This window comes from Vibrio sp. Of7-15 (assembly GCF_022347565.1).
Classification (GTDB): Bacteria; Pseudomonadota; Gammaproteobacteria; order Enterobacterales; family Vibrionaceae; genus NORP241.
Genome location: NZ_JAKRGH010000037.1, coordinates 1 through 17,362, shown reverse-complemented (window position 1 = coordinate 17,362; position 17,362 = coordinate 1). Strand labels below are relative to the sequence as shown.

Annotated in this window: 14 protein-coding genes and 1 other RNA gene; 13 read left to right on the top strand and 2 right to left on the bottom strand. The window is 41.2% G+C overall.

The genetic code is table 11. The features are described 5' to 3' along the window. Window positions 1–13: 13 nt before the first annotated feature. Complete coding sequence (gene tesB / locus MHO82_RS23680; protein WP_239188673.1) at window positions 14–883, bottom strand: acyl-CoA thioesterase II; 870 nt, start codon at window positions 881–883, stop codon at window positions 14–16. Between the two features lie 100 nt (window positions 884–983). On the opposite strand from tesB, the gene MHO82_RS23675 reads away from it, so the two are divergent. After that, the gene (locus MHO82_RS23675; protein WP_239188671.1) at window positions 984–1,412 is read left to right on the top strand and encodes a YbaY family lipoprotein; all 429 of its coding nucleotides are present in this window, start codon (window positions 984–986) and stop codon (window positions 1,410–1,412) included. A 61-nt stretch (window positions 1,413–1,473) separates the two neighbouring features. Here MHO82_RS23675 and MHO82_RS23670 read toward each other — a convergent pair whose 3' ends face one another. Next, window positions 1,474–1,785, bottom strand: a complete 312-nt coding sequence (locus MHO82_RS23670; protein ID WP_239188691.1) for an MGMT family protein — start codon at window positions 1,783–1,785, stop codon at window positions 1,474–1,476. Between the two features lie 159 nt (window positions 1,786–1,944). Here MHO82_RS23670 and MHO82_RS23665 point away from each other — a divergent pair, with 159 nt between their 5' ends. The 12 genes from MHO82_RS23665 (at window position 1,945) to MHO82_RS23615 (ending at window position 16,751) form a co-directional block, all read left to right on the top strand. After that, window positions 1,945–2,682 carry a hypothetical protein gene (locus tag MHO82_RS23665; protein WP_239188669.1) on the top strand — a complete coding sequence of 246 codons (738 nt, stop codon included), beginning with the start codon at window positions 1,945–1,947 and terminating at the stop codon, window positions 2,680–2,682. Between the two features lie 161 nt (window positions 2,683–2,843). Then, window positions 2,844–2,940: signal recognition particle sRNA small type (gene ffs / locus MHO82_RS23660), an RNA gene on the top strand. Window positions 2,941–3,256: 316 nt separating this feature from the next. Continuing rightward, window positions 3,257–4,390, top strand: a complete 1,134-nt coding sequence (locus MHO82_RS23655; RefSeq protein WP_239188667.1) for an SMP-30/gluconolactonase/LRE family protein — start codon at window positions 3,257–3,259, stop codon at window positions 4,388–4,390. A 78-nt stretch (window positions 4,391–4,468) separates the two neighbouring features. After that, entirely contained in the window at window positions 4,469–5,089 is a 621-nt protein-coding gene (locus MHO82_RS23650; RefSeq protein ID WP_239188665.1) for a DUF1629 domain-containing protein, read from the top strand. A 317-nt stretch (window positions 5,090–5,406) separates the two neighbouring features. Further along, window positions 5,407–7,149, top strand: coding sequence for a hypothetical protein (locus MHO82_RS23645; RefSeq protein ID WP_239188663.1), 1,743 nt, complete (start codon window positions 5,407–5,409; stop codon window positions 7,147–7,149). A 66-nt stretch (window positions 7,150–7,215) separates the two neighbouring features. Further along, window positions 7,216–8,355: a Tricorn protease domain-containing protein gene (locus tag MHO82_RS23640; RefSeq protein WP_239188661.1), complete on the top strand. Its 1,140-nt coding sequence runs from the start codon at window positions 7,216–7,218 to the stop codon at window positions 8,353–8,355. Then, the gene (locus MHO82_RS23635) at window positions 8,352–13,088 is read left to right on the top strand and encodes an OmpA family protein (protein WP_239188659.1); all 4,737 of its coding nucleotides are present in this window, start codon (window positions 8,352–8,354) and stop codon (window positions 13,086–13,088) included. The genes MHO82_RS23640 and MHO82_RS23635 overlap by 4 nt, the downstream gene beginning before the upstream one ends. Window positions 13,089–13,732: 644 nt before the next feature. Next, window positions 13,733–14,539, top strand: a complete 807-nt coding sequence (locus MHO82_RS23630; protein WP_239188657.1) for a transcriptional regulator — start codon at window positions 13,733–13,735, stop codon at window positions 14,537–14,539. Beyond that, on the top strand, window positions 14,523–15,008 hold the full coding sequence (locus MHO82_RS23625) for a hypothetical protein (protein ID WP_239188655.1): 486 nt from the start codon (window positions 14,523–14,525) through the stop codon (window positions 15,006–15,008). Before MHO82_RS23630 ends, MHO82_RS23625 begins: the two co-directional genes overlap by 17 nt. Before the next feature lie 484 nt (window positions 15,009–15,492). Then, window positions 15,493–15,621 (top strand): hypothetical protein, encoded by a 129-nt coding sequence (locus MHO82_RS25830; RefSeq protein WP_275440771.1) that lies wholly within the window; start codon window positions 15,493–15,495, stop codon window positions 15,619–15,621. Between the two features lie 2 nt (window positions 15,622–15,623). Then, entirely contained in the window at window positions 15,624–16,127 is a 504-nt protein-coding gene (gene tpx / locus MHO82_RS23620) for a thiol peroxidase (protein WP_239188652.1), read from the top strand. 3 nt (window positions 16,128–16,130) lie between these two features. Then, entirely contained in the window at window positions 16,131–16,751 is a 621-nt protein-coding gene (locus MHO82_RS23615) for a peroxiredoxin (RefSeq protein ID WP_239188650.1), read from the top strand. The last annotated feature ends 611 nt before the right edge of the window (window positions 16,752–17,362 follow it).

The following is a 17,362-nucleotide window of genomic DNA, read 5'->3' as shown; positions in this document are numbered from 1 at the left end:
GCGGGAGCATTAGTTAGCTTTTGGCTTCGAGTTGCCTCATTAATCCTTCTTGCATCACGGAGGCAACCAGCTCTCCTTGTTGGTTATAAATCTCTCCGCGTACTAAGCCTCTGGCCCCACCTGCATTTGGGCTTTCTATCGCATATAAGAGCCACTCATCCATTTTTACGGGGCGGTGGAACCACATAGAGTGATCGATGGTGGCCATTTGTAGGTTCGGCGTCATTAGAGTCACCCCATGTGGGTGAAGAGCGGTGACTAAAAAGCCCCAGTCAGACGCATAAGCCAAGATATACTGATGCATTAATTGATTATCGGGTAAATCGCCATTGGCTTTAATCCACAGATATTGTTTTGGCTCTGTTTTATGTGGATTAAGTGGGTTCACCACGGTAACAGGCCGCACTTCAATGGGCTTATCGCCACAGAAAATCTCACGGGCTTTTTTCGGCAACTTATCTGCAATACTATGTGCAAGCTCCGTTTCTGAAGCAAAGTTCTCAGGGCCAGGGACTTCAGGCATGGTGTTTTGGTGCTCAAAGCCTTCTTCATCGCCATGATAGGAAGCGGTTAGGTAGAAAATAGGGCGGCCATTTTGTATTGCCTGAACACGCCGTGTACTGAAGCTTCGCCCGTCTCTTAATCTTTCAACTTCATAAATAATCGGCTTTTCAGGATCACCCGGATAGAGAAAGTAGCTGTGGAAAGAGTGCACTTTACGATCGTTATCGACAGTATAGCGAGAGGCGGATAGGGCTTGGCCTAATACTTGCCCGCCATAGACTTGAGGTAAGCCAAGGTTTTCACTTTGGCCACGAAATAATCCAACTTCTAATTGTTCTAGTTTTAATAAATGAAGTAGTTCTTGTAGTGGTTTGCTCATCAGACCTCCGTCATATTACTGTCAACTTTGTAACTGTTGACAGACATAAAAGCAAGTTAAGCATATACTGCGGGCATTATTGATAACCTGAGGGCTACTTATGAAAAAATTTATCATTTTTGCTTTGGCCGCTGTGATTGGCACTGTGATGGTAGGGTGTGGTTTAGTAGAAGAAGAGTCTGGTTCAGGAAATAAAATGGCGACTGTTGAAGGTACTGTTTCTTATCGTGAGCGTATTGCATTGCCTGAACATGCGGTGGTTTCTATTGTTCTAGAGGATGTTTCTCTGGCGGATGCTCCAGCCATTGTTTTGTCGAGTCAAAGTTATTCAACAGAAGGAAAGCAAGTGCCACTGGCCTATAAGTTGGAGTATCAGGCGGATCAAATTAAGCAAAATCACCGTTATAATGTGCGAGCCCGTATTGAAGTGGATGGAAAACTCCGCTTTATTACCGATACGGCTTTCCCGGTAATCACCGATCCGCAAGCGACACAAGTTCAGCATTTACAGCTAGTAGGCGTGCGTTAATTTTTCTTTGTAGAGGGGCACAGAAGTGATGAAAGGATCACGAGTGCCACCTTTTCGGCTTTCAACTTGTTTCCCCTTGCCAGCGATAATCACGTAATCGTATTTTTCCGGCTTCAGTTATTTCAATGTTTTCCGCTCGCAGCTTACTGGCTTGCCTGTCGTAATTATCCCCTTTTAATGAGATTTCGCCTTTGCTGTTGATGACTCGGTGCCAAGGCAATTTTGTGTCTTTCGGTAAACTAGAAAGAACTTTACCGACTTGCCTAGCGTGAGAAGGAAAGCCAGCTAACTTGGCAATGTCACCGTAAGTTGCTACTTTTCCATGTGGAATTTGGTGAATGGCCGCAAAGACTTGATGATTAAAATGGTCCATAGTAAAAACGTACAAAATGAGCTTGGCTGCTAAACTTAACGTATTGATATCAATTTTAGAATGAAAGCATGCAAGGATTGCCCGTTTTCTCGCCATAAATCATTTTTACGAGGCTTAGCAGCGATGTAAATGAATAACTGCTGAACAAGGAGGTAGACGATGGTATTTTCCGTAATACAACTAGTCGTCACAGTGGCGCTGACCATTATTGGGGTTAGTGCATTTGGGTTAAGTGGCGGGGAAATTCCTGCATTGGCATTGGCTATTCCTGCATTGTGGTTACTGCCTCAAGGAGGCGTTGCTGCGTGGTTGCTATTAATTGCCTTGGGCATGTATGGGCTGGTATTGCCTTATCAACCATTATCTCTTTCCGTTAGTGTCTGGACATTAATCCCTATCTTTTCGGTGACTTTCTCCCATAAAAGCAGCAAACAAATGATGTTATTGATTGGTGCTGTTGTTTTGGCGATGCAAGCCGGAGTCATGGCATTGCAGGCGGAAGGAAAGCTGCCGGGTAGCGCGTGGTATACCTTTGTGCAAATGTTAGCTGTGGGTATGGTTTGGATTGCAGCACGCAGTTGGCGACCAGTTAAAGGCAATACATGGTGGCCTCTATTTTTGGTTGTTCCTTTGTGGGTTGGAGGAATGGAACATGCTGCGCTGGTGGCGCTATGTGTCACAGGGCTAATGGCAGCACTGCAATCCATTGCTAAATCGAAACATGCTTCTTGGTTACCTGCGCTTGCTTGGGCACTGCCGACCGTTGGTTTTGCGACCTTTGTGGTGTCGCCTCAGTTTGAAGTACCCAGTTCTATCTTAGTTTCGTGGATGCTAATTTTAGGCACTGGTTGGATGGCAGATTTCATGTTGAATGAAGAAAATGAAGAAGAAATTTAGTTATTACTGTTTGTTTTAGCGATTTTTTAATCAAAAAAAGCCGCTGACGTTCAATAAAGCAACACTTAAACAAAAAATGCTTTATTAACCTTGCAATAGAACGCGGCTTATCACATAATCCTTCTCGTTCTCAAGCAGAACAAAGAATCTATGGAGGCCCCCATTGGTCCTCCCGCAACACTAACCTGTGAACTCGGCCAGGCCCGGAAGGGAGCAACCGCAGCAGGGGATGTGTGTGCCGGGATGTGGCTGGTGGGGGCTTCCACCCATCTAGCGTTTGTAGTTTCTATAAAAGTATAACCCCTTCTTAATATTGTTATCTAAATCACCTTAACATTCAGGCTCCTTAGAACCCTCTTATCAGAATATCTGTAGATATTATAATAATACCTATATATTCAGTTAGATAGGAACTAAGTTTGATTGATAATATGGTCCTTCCTTAGACTTCATCTCTGTGGTATCGAATCTACGCATTCTTCAATAAACCGAGAAAGTGGTGGAGTATTGTTTTCTTCACCAAAGAATAATAGATGCCCTTATTAAATCAAAAATAATATACAGAAAGTAAATAATGAAAAAACGTCCTCCATTACTGGTTTCTTTGGCACTACTTATTGTGCTTCCTGGCTGTCAGGATGAATCTGCAACACAGGTTAAAGCTGAGGTTGAGCAAGCTCAGCCAGTGAACTCTGAATTTCCCAATGCCCGCCGTGAGTACGTGGGTGAGCATAATTACATTTCGTACAATGAATACGACGACAGCGAGCATTTTTATAATGAGCAGTGGCGTCCTCGTTACTTTGTCTACAAAGCCAAAGAGTGGCCCCGTGAAGATTTGAATGACAGCTCTTCGTACGAACTACCTCGGGTTCAATTTAAGTGGGGTAACGGAAGGGGCGAGCCGGGCAGTGATGCGTATGAAAGGCGTGAAAAAATCTGGAGTATGAAAACAGATGGCTCTGATTTACGTTTGGTGACGGATGCGTTTGAAGGCAGCATTCGCGGTAAAATGAAGCGCTCTCCGGATAATCGCTACTTGGCGTATGGGTTCGCAAATGTTGAGGGAGTGCATAAAGCACTATTTGATCTGAAAACTCAAGAAACACGTATTTTAGGTAGTTCCCGCGGGTTACCGATCTTCTTATGGGCGGAAGACGGCAGTTACCTTTATTACAGTGATGATAGAAGTTACTACAAATATGACATGGCTACACAGAAAGCAGTGGGAGTTGACACTCGTATCAATGAAACAGGAGTGATTTATAAAGGTAAACGTATTCTTGTTGGAGATTTTGGTTACAGTATTCTGGATGAAAAGACGGGGGAATATATAACCACTTTTCTACCTGAGCCTGAAGGAGATATCCCTGATATTAAATTCTACGAAGCGTCCATCAGTCCAACTGGCCGTTATGTATGGGCAACAACACGCCATTCAAATATTTTCATGGATACTCAAACTCAGACTTTTAAAAAGTTTGATAAAGATAGTGGTTACTATTACAAAATGAAAATCATGAGTCTCGGTGCCAAGTTCCGCTGGCGGGGGCCATCAAATGTGATTCTAGATACACTAACTCCCGATGGACGTGAAGACAAATACCATAAATGGGCGGTGATCGGCTCAGGCCAAAGTGCCACTAATCCGACCCTCTACAATGCGTTTGCCAATAACGGTGACTTTCTGGTGGAGGCAGAGCAATGATCTGCCTTATTTAGGCTGTTTATTCATTTCATAACCTGAATTCAGATAATAAGTGCAACAGTCATAGGTGAAGCGACAATGAAACCATACGAAGAACAATACTATATCGTTAGAAATGTTTATAATGAAGATACAGTATATTTAAAGCCAACAAAACAAACAGGAAAAAGGAAGTATAAAAGCTCTCAATTAGTTTTCGGAGAAGAACCTTTAATATTCGAGGCAAGTTTTGATAAAGCTTTTAATAAAAAAGGTAAACAGCCAGTGTTTGGTGATGCTCATATGGATGGTAGTTATCCTGTTGTTTCACAAAAAGTGTATGAATTATTGAAATACTTGAATGTTAATAATTTTCAGCTTTATCCAGCCATTATTATGGATCCTAATGGTAATTATATTGAAAATTATTATTTCTTTAATATATATGATAGGTTGAATTGCGTAGACTTTGATAAAAGTGAATTAATAAATTATAAAAAAGAGGCTCTAAGGTATACTGTTCGTAAGTTTATTCTTAAGTCAGAAGTCTTAGACCCGATAGAAGAAGAGAATAGATTTATTCTTCATCCGAATAAAGTATTTACGGCGCCAATGATTGTTCATGAATACATTGTAAATATTTTTAAAAAGCTAAAAATAAAAACAATTCAGTTTATTCCTTTGTCTGATTATGCTTTAGGGAGTGAGTTTAGTAATTAGTGAATCTGTAAAATAAACCTATATGTTTGTGTTAAAGGTATTTAAATACCCGTTTTTTAGAACTATGCAATAAATCCGACTTTTAATAAGCCGGTTAATTGGCTACCTCTTGGTTTTTTATCTTTTGCTGTTGAAGCAAGCATATATATTGCTAGTCATTCTGACGTTTATTGTAGTCATAGTGTTTGTTTGTGCTCTGAAGGCTTGTAAAAAAATACATTTTAAATAAGATAGCTTCCGGAAAGCATTTCAAAACGTTATCGTGAGTCTAATCAACTCAAATCACTGCGGACTTATTTTTTTAGTTCGGAGTGTCTATGCAAAAGTTAGTATTTAAATCAGGTCGCTCCTTAATCAAGAGCGACCTCGATTTTCTTATCACCCCACAAGAGTTAAACGCACAATTTCAACGTGCAAGACACTCAAATGATATTATTCGCCAACTCCCTTCTTCTGTATCTACGCGGTTAGGAAAGGTGGAAGCACGCGTTACATTGCCACTAATACAACGTATTGAGCAGCAGCTACAGATGGGCCAATGGGTTGCACTTGGTACACGACAACGAAATACCCCAATCCCTCAGAATACTTTCAGGAAAATGCCTGAGCTTGAGCGGGCTATATGCAATTTAAATGAAGCCCCAGAACGTATTGTTAAGGCTGGCTTTAAACCCGTTGTTAATGATTATGTCTTGCCCCCTGTGCATGAATATGTTGCCGTAGAACCTGGGCCTGAGCATAAAATAGTGGTGGAGTTTGCTGGACAATGGTCGAGCAACTCAGCTTCTTTGTCTTTGGGTAAAACAGACACTCAAAATGAAAAAGTCACCAAGCCTCGTCCTGATCCTGAAGTGGAGCACCGTAGCCTAGCTGAGTTTAAAGCTCTGGAAGAAGAGCCAAAAAACCTCTACCTTAATGTTCCTTTAAGTGGTTACCCAAACCCACTTAAACTTTTATTAGCTGAAAATGTTCAACCAGTAAAGAAGGACCATGAAATGGATGAGTGGGATACGGTTTTAATCCCTGCCATTCCCATGTATTACACCTCAGCGGATAAAAATAAGGCAGAAGCGAAGCTATATCCGTCGGGGTATCTCTATGTGGTATGGAAAAATAAGGTATGGCGAGAGATTTTTCTTGATGGTAAAGGCTACTTCCGCGACATTGACCTAGCTTATTACCGTGGTAACACCACTTCTACGGCAAAAAAAATGCGCCATGTAGACATTCAGTTAATCGATAAAGAACACCAACGTTTTTTCGATCTGGAACCTTTTACGGTAAGCCAAAACGGAGCCGTGGTTTTTGAAGGAGTGCTGGATGAATATGGGGAAGCGATCATTCACTCCTTAACGGAAGAGACAGTGACGGTGACCTTAACGGAGCACCCAGAAACGCCTCCGTTTGAGTTAACCACGGTGGAAAGCCCAGTTAGTGGCGGCGTGAAACAATTGCGAGAAGCGGAAGGGGCTCCGTTGCCTCATGTTTGGCTGCCTTACAAAATACAAGGGGAAGCTCAAAGTGATTTGTTTGCTTATTACAGTGCAGAACAATTATCACTAACCGAGCTTAATAAGCTGGAAGAGTCTCCCGCTGAGCTTGGTGTTTCATTGGCTGAGTTGGAAAATTACAGCGCACAGCAAGCGTTTGATTCTAATGCTGATATTATTGCTCCTCTGTGTATGCCAGATATTGGAACTGAGGACATGAGCCATCAAGGGCTGATCGCTAGCCAGTTAGATAAAAACATTGCATCCATGTATTTGAATGAGGTGAAACCAGTTATCCGGATTCGATACCAAGCCACAGTGCATGTGGATCACTCGGATGATTATTTTGAGATGCGCTGTATAGACAAGCAGTGGCAGCAACGGGCGTACTTGCGCGAATGTGAATACGAAGACAAAACGAAAGCGGTGAAATTGGTGTGTTTTTCAGGTTGGCCGCCAGAAGTGGAACAGGTTGATTTAGTTCGTTTTACCCGTGGTGGTGATCTCAATGAAGAATACATTGAAGTGATGATACATCAGCAGGTGCCTATCCAAGACTATTTGGCGTAACTCACTAGGGGCTTACATTAAGTCTCAAGAATCTAATTTATAATTTTTAATGGTAAAGAATAAATAATGAAAAAATTTCCTCCATTACTGGTTTCTTTGGCACTACTTATTGTGCTTCCTGGCTGTCAGGATGAATCTGCAACACAGGTTAAGGCTGAGGTTGAGCAAGCTCAGCCAGTGAACCCTGAATTTCCCAATGCCCGCCGTGAGTACGTGGGTGAGCATAACTACATTTCGTACAATGAATACGACGACAGCGAGCATTTTTATAATGAGCAGTGGCGTCCTCGTTACTTTGTCTACAAAGCCAAAGAGTGGCCTCGTGAAGACTTGAGTGACAGTGCGTCCTATGATTTACCTCGGATCCAATTTAAGTGGGATAACGGAAAAAGTGAGCCGGGAAGTGATGCGTATGAAATTAGTGAAAAGATCTGGAGCATGAAAACAGATGGCTCCGATTTACGCTTGGTGACGGATGCGTTTGAAGGCAGCATTCGCGGTAAAATGAAGCGCTCTCCGGATAATCGTTACTTGGCGTATGCGTACGCAAACACGAAAGGGTTACATAAAGCATTATTTGATCTGAAAACTCAAGAAACGCGTATTTTAGGTAGTTCTCGTAGTTTACCAATCTTCTTATGGGCGGAAGATGGCAGTTACCTTTATTACAGTGATGGTAGAAGCTACTACAAATATGACATGGCCACAAAGAAATCAGTGGAAGTTGATATTGATATGACGCCAGACTCTGTTATTTATAAGAATAAGCGGATTGTTGTTGCAGATGTAGGCGTTAATATTTTTGATGAAGCATCCAATAAGCAAATTGGCTATATATTTCCCGAAGAAGATTCGGGAAAAGAGATCCCAGATATGATTTTTTTAGAAAAGTCTATCAGCCCAACTGGCCGCTATGTGTGGGCGAAAACGCGACATTCTAATATTTTCATAGATATGGACAAATTAACTTTCAAAAAGTTTGATAAAGACAGCGGCTATTATTATTCGATGCAAATCATGAGTCTTGGTGCTAAATTTCGTTGGCGGGGGCCATCAAACGTGATTCTGGATACATTAACCCCCGATGGACGTGAAGACAAATACCACAAATGGGCGGTGATTGGTACAGGACACAGTGCCACTAAGCCAACCCTCTACAATGCGTTTGCCAATAACGGTGACTTTTTAGTGGAGGCAGAGCAATGAGTGAATTAACTTGCCTTGATGCCCGCTATTATTTGTTGGGTGCTTATTTTGAGCCAGAGCTAATCAATCAGACAAAACAATTCCCCAATTGGCACCAAGAAGCACAATTAAAGAATGAGCGAAGCCTTACGAATGTTAGGCCGCTGGCGTACACGCCGGTGGCCATGAACATTAGCACGACAACCCCGCAGTTATTGGTGACGGATAAACACGGCTTGTTGACTCATTTACGGCCAGGCCCACAAAAAAATAAAGAAGCTAACACTTTTCAGTCGGCTAAGTGCATGGCGCCAGTGCACAGCATGACGGTAGGGGAAGCACATCACTTAACTTTTCCACCGCTGAGTGCCATTGCACAGTTGTCTAATAATCACCCTAATCATGAATCTTTGTGTAAAGCGCTAGAAAAGGTGGTGAAAGCGGTAAAAATTGCGCCGCCAGCGGGTGGTTCTGAAGGAGGAGAAGCAAAGCCGCTCAACTCTATTGATAATGATATTAACTTCACCCTGACTGAGATTTGGCCAAGTCAGTTGGCTGCCAAAATTGATAAAGAGCCCGATGGCAGCATTAAGCCAGAAGATCAGGCTTACAATGAGTGGCTGGCTACCTTAGATCAAAATACGCCATTAAAAGGCTTTTTGGTGCCAACCATTTATTGCTGTGTGGTTGCTTTTTCTAGTCCCGAATACACAGATGCGACGGTGGAACTATTACGTTTTGACCCTGAGAAAGGCGGGAATGGTGAATACGTTAGTGTTGCAGAACCGATAAAAGCAGCGGCATTGAGTGCGTCGGATAACCCATGTGCGGTGTTCCATTTGGATCCGGCGGTGTTTAAAGATGGTATGTACACCATTCGCGTGCAGTTTTTAGCCCGTGATTTTGATAAAGGGTTTCCAAGTTTTCTCTCAAAGTCGAACATTGATTATTTTCATGTGGATCGAGAATTAAATTATCAATATGATTTACGCGAATACATTAAACCGAGCATGACCACTGCCTTTGGCAAAATGGCCATGATTTGTGGGGATGTTATTTCACTGGAAGAGTCGGTGCTGTATCAATACCCGCAATTGGAAGGTATGCGCCAATACTTATCGGGAGAGTTAGAATCAACCTCTGATGACGTGAATGCCGCTGCAGACAGCCCCATGAATGCCATTTGGGGAGTCAGCAAAAGTGTGTTGAAAGACGCGCTGTTGTCGGGCCCTCAGGTGTATTACGACGAAGCCCTTGAAAAGCCGAAGACGTTAATTCATTCAATCAGCTCTGGTTTTTGGGAGCAGCTGGATAAAAAAAACCTACCTGATGCCATGATTGCATCGGGAGAGTTGGTGATTGGTGCGCTGGCAACCTCTGAAGCTTACGATCAATTAATGGCGGTTTTGAAACCTACTAACCCGGCGGCCCTCGCAAAGGAAGTGGGGGTTGGTGCTCTGTTTCGTCGTTACGTATTCGATAGTGAGGTCTTTTTAAAGAGAGTTTGGGACCCTATTTTAGAAAGGCGTTACGGTTACATGACAGGTAATTTGGGCGCAATGGGGTTGAGCATCTCTGATTCGGGTTTGTTTAAAGGCTCTATGTCTGGCTTAGGAAGTTTGGGTTTTGAAGCGGTGAATACGTATTTATCGTTAGAAAAAACACACAAAAGTTGGAAAAAAATAGAAAAAGCGAAAAAAGATCTCGAAACGTATCAGAAAGACTTTGAAACAGTGGCGAAAAGCTACCTTGAGCACGTTACTGTGTGGGATGAAAAAAAACATTCCGTGTCAGCAGATAAGTTACAAGTGCTGATTGATAAAGTGAATCGAAATGAAAAGTCTGATACAGCCAAAGATTCTGCTGAATTTATTCAAGACGCACGCGGCGTTGGTTTTCGTTTGGTGTTCGGCTTTAACTCCCGTGAGAAGGAGATTACTAAGAAACAGCCTTTATTAACGGAAATTTTTCAGCTGCTGAAAAAAGAAAAAAACCTGCATATTGAAATTGAAGGCCATGCTTGTCAGGTAGATACTCCTGAAAAGAATGATTTAGTGGCGCAAGAGCGTGCGCAAAACATGGAAAAGGCCTTGAACGCAGCATTCAAGAAGAAAGCCTCCATCAACCAGCGCAGTTTTGGTGAAGATAAACCTATTTTTGTTCCAGCTGACGACAGTGAGATTGTCCGTGAAAATGAAAAGTTGGCCCCAAACCGCCGCGTAGAAGTTCGATTCTATATTCCTTCGCTGAATTTACACTTTCCTCCGAGCCGCACTGGGATGCGGAGCCTAGAACTTCATCGCCAAAAGCGAGTTAACACGGAATACAACATTGATAAAGAACAGCTGAGTGCGGTGTTGTCGTTGTTGGAAGGGGTGTTAGGGGTGGCTAGCTATATTCCTCTTGTTGCGCCAGCGGCACGTGGGGCACTGCTGGTAGCAGAAGGTGGCAAGTTGGTGTGTTCAGCAATGATGATGTTGGATAAAGTCATCATGGATGGTTTGTTGAGCGAAGTTAAAAGTCACTGGACGGATATTTTCTTCCTTGAGCATTTAGCTCGTATTCATGTATCAATGCTTAGAGATCTCAGTGACGTAGAAGTCGATCTTACTGCGAATACATACAAGAATAAGGAAGAGCTTAAAAAGTCGCTTAAAGAAGCTGGGTCAGCTGACGATGTTATTAAACGATTTAAGCTAAGAGCCCTAGCGTTGAATGGCCTTATGTTGCTTCTTGTAAAAGCAAAAGGAGATTCGGAACGTTTAGAAGAAATGGACATTCAAGGTTACATCGATTTCTTTATTCTGGATGATAGCTGGTCGGTGCATACTGTTCGAGGCCGCAATTTAGCCGATGTTTGGGAGGCTCGTGGGCAGCATATTAAACGTGTGGCGACTAATGCTAGATATGTTGGTTCAACTAATAACTTGAGTAAAGTACTGCCTTCGAAGTCTGTGAGTGGGGACTTTAATAAAATGTTCCCAACCCAACGTAAACTGTATGACACGCAAGACAATTCAAGGCATCACTCTATTCAAGGGCTAGAGCAGTTCACGCAAAACTTTTCAATCAGTAAGCCATACATAAGACAAGATGACATTGGCTTCTGTCAGTTAATGATCACCGATCAGAATGAATCTGAGCCTTGGCAAGAGTACGTGGCTTGGAGGTACAAGCGAATTAAAGAAAAGAAGTCTATTCGCCTGTCTCCTTTTCATAAAGTAAAGCTGCAAATACTATTCCGCCCTGATTCAGACATTAAACAGGTTTTCAGTGCCAAGATTGGTTACGAGCGAGATGAAGGGCTGTTCAACGTTAATGGCCCGACGTCACAAGTTTTGTTTTACCCTAAGCGGTATAAAGATTTTTCAGTACCGAATGAAAGTTTAAAGCAATATTTTAAAGACAGCCAAGTTGAGCGAATTACAGGGGTTGAATATGAACCTATGTATTGGTTTGGTGATTTAGTTGTTTCTGGCTTAAAGCCGCTTACCGCCGATTTCTATATTAATGCCCATGCTATTGCTAACTTTGCACATGCTTGGAAAGTTTTTCAAAGTGACAGTGATGACTTTAATTTTGATCGCTACGTTGAAGCCGGCAATTTTAGAAGTATGGCGTATAATTTCTATATTGAAACTGAGTCGAAGTGTGATCTGGTTTTTGAAAATTCCGAGCGACGTTATGAAAACCTGATACTTGGCGTTCATGGGGAAAATAGTACAACGTTACAGCATTATGAGGGGCTCCAAGCAACAGAAAGAAAGCTGCGTGAGAAAAGCTTGTTGATCCGCGAATTTGTTACGTCACCTAATAGTGGTAAAGACGTCGCTGTGAGGCTGTTAGAGAAAAAGCCGGATGATTTTGTTTATGCCATTGAGTATCAAGGAAAGATCTCGTTTGTTTATCATAAAGGGTCTGGGTTAGATTTAGAAGGATTTGATTGGGCGCTGGATAAACCAGTCAACATTTACCTGATTCTTTTTGGTCAATCAAAGAAGGTGAATAAGAAAGAATATGAGTCTATGGAGCTGAATTGGACTCGGCAGCCTGTTGAAGTTACGTTATCTATGGAGCGTCATTACGCTGGGGTGAATGTTTCTTCCACAGAGAAAGTAATAGGGCCAAAATATCAGTCAGATATGTACTACGTGGGAGATATTTATCACCAAATTCGTCACCCAGAGACATATAGGAAACATGATAATCCATGGATCATCAGCAAGCCTTTGATGGACAAAGAACGAATGAAAGAAAATGAGGATGCTATTGCGGAGTTCTTTGAGACTTTGATACCTGAATATCAAAAGTGGATGAAGGGTAAAAAAGTTGGCCTCGATAAGGATGAAAAGTATCACATGTTTGCTGTGAAGTTCCAGCCAAATTATGTCGCATTACATGGCCGTAATGTGAAAGGGATTAGGCCATTTGGAAAGTTACTTTTCAGTGACAAGGATGAAATGTTTGCCAGTAAACTGAAAATTCATGATTTACGGCAGTTAAATACTTTGCCGAACTTAGCCTACCAGCTAAAAGGTTCTGGGGTAGTACTACCACGCTCAACCGATATTAAAAAAGCTGTTTTCTATGATGCGGGTTTTTCAAAAAGTATGACCAGTGATTATGCAGATAAAGATGCTGCTTCACGATGGTCACAAAAAGGCAGCAAAGAAAAACACAAAGCGTTGAAACATTGGATGGAGAAAACGCCCCAATCAATAGAAGTACCACAACCTAAAAGCATTATTCCTTAATTAGCTTTTAGTGCACAGACAAACGACGAGTTGATGGCAGGATCTCTGCCATCATTACCGTTTACTCAAATCAACGCTACTCCACAGATCTTACTTTCTAAACCAGCCTGAGTGATTAGTCCTTCAGCTTGTTAAGTAGACTATCCACTTTATACCTGATTTTATGAAAAATAGGAGCAGCTTTATTATATGAGCCATGGCTCTTAATTATTAAGGTCTATTCATAGGTTATTAAGCTCATAGGTAGTAAACCAGAAACATTTGCTTTTTATATTTATATATTTTGTAATATTTAACGAGTGCACCAATGTAAGTATAAGATTAATAGAATATTATTTTGATAGAGTTATTATTCTATTTTTATATATACATGCCTTCTTTATATTAATTGGATATATTTTATTATTGTTTTTAATGAAAATAGCGAGTATCTTTGCGTCAAAATTGAGCTCTAAAGACGAAAGTAGGTCAAGGAATGTCTTACCATCGCCCTCAGTCAGGTAAAGTTGAGTGATGAGGTTTTGCTCTTTTCGATGCAGTACGGTAATGCATCTGTTCATTGTATGTAATGAGCCACAACCAAGGAGGGAATGACAGAGCTAGGTAGAGACCTAGGGTAAATTGATTTGAATGAGCAAGTGTGTATGAGTTACGAATCATTATGGCAGCTTTATCCTTTTGCTAGGGAACAACTTGTCAATGCCAAAACAGGAATAGCTAAAAAGTTGAAAGGCCCGGAATGCCGTGTGCTAGAAGTGTTGATTCAAAGTAAGGGTGAGGTTGTTTCCAAAAAAGATATTCTTTCTAAAGTGTGGGGGGATCGTATTGTTTCTGATGCCAGCTTGACACAAAGTATCGCACAACTTCGATTAGCATTAGGTGATAACGGAAAAGAGCAAAAGTTTATTAAAACCGTGCCGTATGAAGGTTACCTGTTGTTTGAAAATGTTGTTGAATTAGTGGCATCTGAGCACGAAGTGAAGGCTATTGATCTAACCGGTGAAGAAAAGAACGATACGCCGCTAAAAGATAAAATTGAAGAGAAAGAGAACCACACCGATTACAATTACGCTCAACAAATTAAAATCCTATTTATCTTATTGTTTGCTCTTATTTTTGCTTGCCAAGCTACGGATCTATTACATCGGCTGACATTCTCTTGGAATGTGCAACTCGATAAATGGGTTGAGATAGAAGAGGGGACGATGACCTCTTTTTATTTAGAGAATCCCGCCAGCCTAAAACTGTATAACTATTTGAATACGGAAAGTCACCACCTTAATACTTCCCCAATAACAGAATTACTGATCTCAACGGGTGTGAGTAATTATTATTTATCCTGCATGTATGTTGATACCAATACTGGCGATCAAGGGGTAAAAAATATGACATTTTCTCTGAAGGAAAACTTTTATTTCATAGGGGTGACAGTGAATGAGTTCTGTAGATAGATTATTTAAGGTTTTACTATTCCTTGCCATTGTCACCACAATAGCCAATGTTGTAGTGAAGTATAAAGACTCCCCTGAATTCATGGATGGGCGAAGCAGTCAGCTGTATTACAGCGATAACTTGAATTTTAAGCTTAACGGCGACGTCTTTTTTATAGAGGATTACCATACTGTAAATTATCGTATGTTTTTCAATAAGAAATCACACTCAAGTCGAGTTATATCTGGTGAAGAACAGGGGATGTATTTTAGCTACTTTGCCGATTTTTATAGTGATAATCTCGTACAATTTACTGACTTCACTTTACCGAATGGTACTATCGGCGATAAAAAAGTGATTGAAGTGGAAGCCCATGCCCTTCGCCGCTTGAACAATGAAATGCTGCAAATTATCCATTGGAATAAAAAGGTTTTATGCTATACCAAGATACTTGAAGGTGGCGTAAAGTGTATTATCCGGCGTAAATAACCCTTTTTTGAACTAAGTAATAGCACGTTACCTCTCTCTATCTATGGTATGTAACGTGTTATTACTACTATCACCTGTGAATAACGGCCTATTTTTATCCACTAGGTTGCTTTTCACCATTACCTTTCATCAATCCTATAAAGAGGCGCTGCTGAATACGCGCTAAAATGAGTTCATCTTTACGAATTTTTTGTGATGACCTTTGGGCTGAGCTTTTCTCGGCACTGTTCTGCCTCGACTCCCTTCTCGTTTAGCGGGCTAACATCAGGCTTTTTCATTGTTCTGATTATTTCTTTCCTTAATGCTGTATCCGCTTTCCTTCATTTATTGCCAACTTACTTATCATTTGCTTTGGCTACCTCTTGGTTTTAGTCAAATAACGTCAATTTTAGACTGAATTCTTTGTTTTATTTTTTATTTAAAATCAATGGCTTGGTAATTATTTTTGTGATTCATAAATGTTTTTATAAGTTTATTTTGCTCTATGGAAAAGTTTTGGGAGGATGCCTCTCGTTCCTTAACGATTGTTGGCTTTTGGAGTGTTGAACGTCTTCATACCATTACGTTAAGTCGAGACAATAAATTGATGAAAAACGAATATAGCGAGAAGTAAATATGTCAGTAACATTCCTAGGTAATGAAGTAGCACTTTCAGGCGAGTTTCCACAAAAGGGTCAAAAAGCACCGGGCTTTACTCTGTGCAATAAAGATCTATCAGACATTGGCCTTGAACAATTTGAAGGTAAGAAAATTATTTTAAATATCTTTCCAAGTGTTGATACACCAACGTGTGCTAACAGTGTAAAAGCATTCAACCAATTGGCTGAACTGTTACAAGACACTGTCGTTTTATGTGTGTCTGCAGACTTGCCGTTTGCTTTGTCTCGTTTTGTTGATGCTGAAGATCTAGGCAGTGTTACGATTGCTTCTTGCTTCCGCTCTGCAACGTTTGCTGAAGATCATGGAGTATGCATCAGTGAAGGGGCACTAAGAGGGCTGACATCGAGAGCGGTTATTGCTTTAGATGAAAATCACCATGTACTTTACTCTCAATTAGTGAATGAAATCGCTGATGAGCCAGACTACTCCAAAGTTGCCGAAGCAGTGAAAGGGGAGTAATTCATGAAAAGAGCAATTATTCTACTTGGTGTTATTTCTGGGTTAATCGCTTCTAGTTGGGTGAACGCTGGCTTTGAAGTTACGGAGCAGTCTGCTGGGTTAGGGGCAGAGCAGAGCGTGACTCTAGAGCATAAAACGACCTTTAATCTTGGTGGTAATGCCGTCAAAGAAGGGGAGAAGATGCCCCTTATGTGGCTGAAAACCTCAGCACTGGAGTCGGTGAGTACTAAAGGTAACGGTAAAGTACGTATCTACAATGTACTGGTTTCGGTAGACACCCCTGTTTGCGTTGAGCAAGCGGTAGAATTTGATCGCCTAGCAGCCAAAAATAAAATGTTCTCAGATCACCTAGAGTTCATCACGGTTAGTGCCGATACGCCTTTTGCTCAGTCACGTTTTATTACTGAAAATAAGCTCAGTAGTGATGTCTCATTCTTATCTGATTCCTTTGATCACGAGTTTGGTAAACGTACTGGCGCACATATAAAAGAGCTTGGCTTACTTTCTCGGGCCATCATTGTTGTGGGTAAAAGTAATCGAATTTTACACATTCAACGTGTACCAGAGCTAACGCAGCTTCCTGATTTGGAGCAGGCGTTGGAAATCGCAAAAAGCAGTATCTAATTTGTTTATTAACCTGAACTCGGGATAAAAACTGAATGAAACTAAAAGCTGGTTCTGCGATCAGATCTTTCGACCAAGAAGGACTCATCACAAAGGAACCAGCTATGCGTAAGTTAGTAGACTTATTTTGTCATGTCGATGATTTTTGTCAGGCTTTTCACATGTCGCATCAGCGAGATTTTAAGAACTTTCACCTCGGTATCATTCATCGCTATTACAAAAAGCATTTTCCTGCGTTACTGAGTTATCCCCGTTTTCTTGAAGTGATTCGAAGATATGTCCGGCATCAGATAAGCAAGACTTAGAATATGAGCAACAGTTACAGTTATTAAAAGATTGATAGCCTGTTCGCCTCCTTCTAGGAGGGTATATTGCAAAACCACCTGCTAAGAAGACGGATATTTTTAAAATAGTTTATATATTAAACAGGATAGGTGAATATGAAATTACCATGGAAACTGGATGACGCTACCGTTTGTTATGAAATGAATGGGTGTGTTTCAGATAAAAGGATGGGGATTGCGGTTCGAGGTTCACTGCCGATCAGAAATCTGCATAAACAAACCTATGACGTATCAGTCAAAGACATGTTCATGTCTGGTGTGATTGAG

What these genes read in the sequence shown, in the direction of transcription:
- tesB (WP_239188673.1), bottom strand. Translation starts at nt 883, where the DNA reads ATGAGCAAACCACTACAAGAACTACTTCATTTATTAAAACTAGAACAA.
- MHO82_RS23675 (WP_239188671.1), top strand. Translation starts at nt 984, where the DNA reads ATGAAAAAATTTATCATTTTTGCTTTGGCCGCTGTGATTGGCACTGTG.
- MHO82_RS23670 (WP_239188691.1), bottom strand. Translation starts at nt 1,785, where the DNA reads ATGGACCATTTTAATCATCAAGTCTTTGCGGCCATTCACCAAATTCCA.
- MHO82_RS23665 (WP_239188669.1), top strand. Translation starts at nt 1,945, where the DNA reads ATGGTATTTTCCGTAATACAACTAGTCGTCACAGTGGCGCTGACCATT.
- MHO82_RS23655 (WP_239188667.1), top strand. Translation starts at nt 3,257, where the DNA reads ATGAAAAAACGTCCTCCATTACTGGTTTCTTTGGCACTACTTATTGTG.
- MHO82_RS23650 (WP_239188665.1), top strand. Translation starts at nt 4,469, where the DNA reads ATGAAACCATACGAAGAACAATACTATATCGTTAGAAATGTTTATAAT.
- MHO82_RS23645 (WP_239188663.1), top strand. Translation starts at nt 5,407, where the DNA reads ATGCAAAAGTTAGTATTTAAATCAGGTCGCTCCTTAATCAAGAGCGAC.
- MHO82_RS23640 (WP_239188661.1), top strand. Translation starts at nt 7,216, where the DNA reads ATGAAAAAATTTCCTCCATTACTGGTTTCTTTGGCACTACTTATTGTG.
- MHO82_RS23635 (WP_239188659.1), top strand. Translation starts at nt 8,352, where the DNA reads ATGAGTGAATTAACTTGCCTTGATGCCCGCTATTATTTGTTGGGTGCT.
- MHO82_RS23630 (WP_239188657.1), top strand. Translation starts at nt 13,733, where the DNA reads ATGAGTTACGAATCATTATGGCAGCTTTATCCTTTTGCTAGGGAACAA.
- MHO82_RS23625 (WP_239188655.1), top strand. Translation starts at nt 14,523, where the DNA reads ATGAGTTCTGTAGATAGATTATTTAAGGTTTTACTATTCCTTGCCATT.
- MHO82_RS25830 (WP_275440771.1), top strand. Translation starts at nt 15,493, where the DNA reads ATGGAAAAGTTTTGGGAGGATGCCTCTCGTTCCTTAACGATTGTTGGC.
- tpx (WP_239188652.1), top strand. Translation starts at nt 15,624, where the DNA reads ATGTCAGTAACATTCCTAGGTAATGAAGTAGCACTTTCAGGCGAGTTT.
- MHO82_RS23615 (WP_239188650.1), top strand. Translation starts at nt 16,131, where the DNA reads ATGAAAAGAGCAATTATTCTACTTGGTGTTATTTCTGGGTTAATCGCT.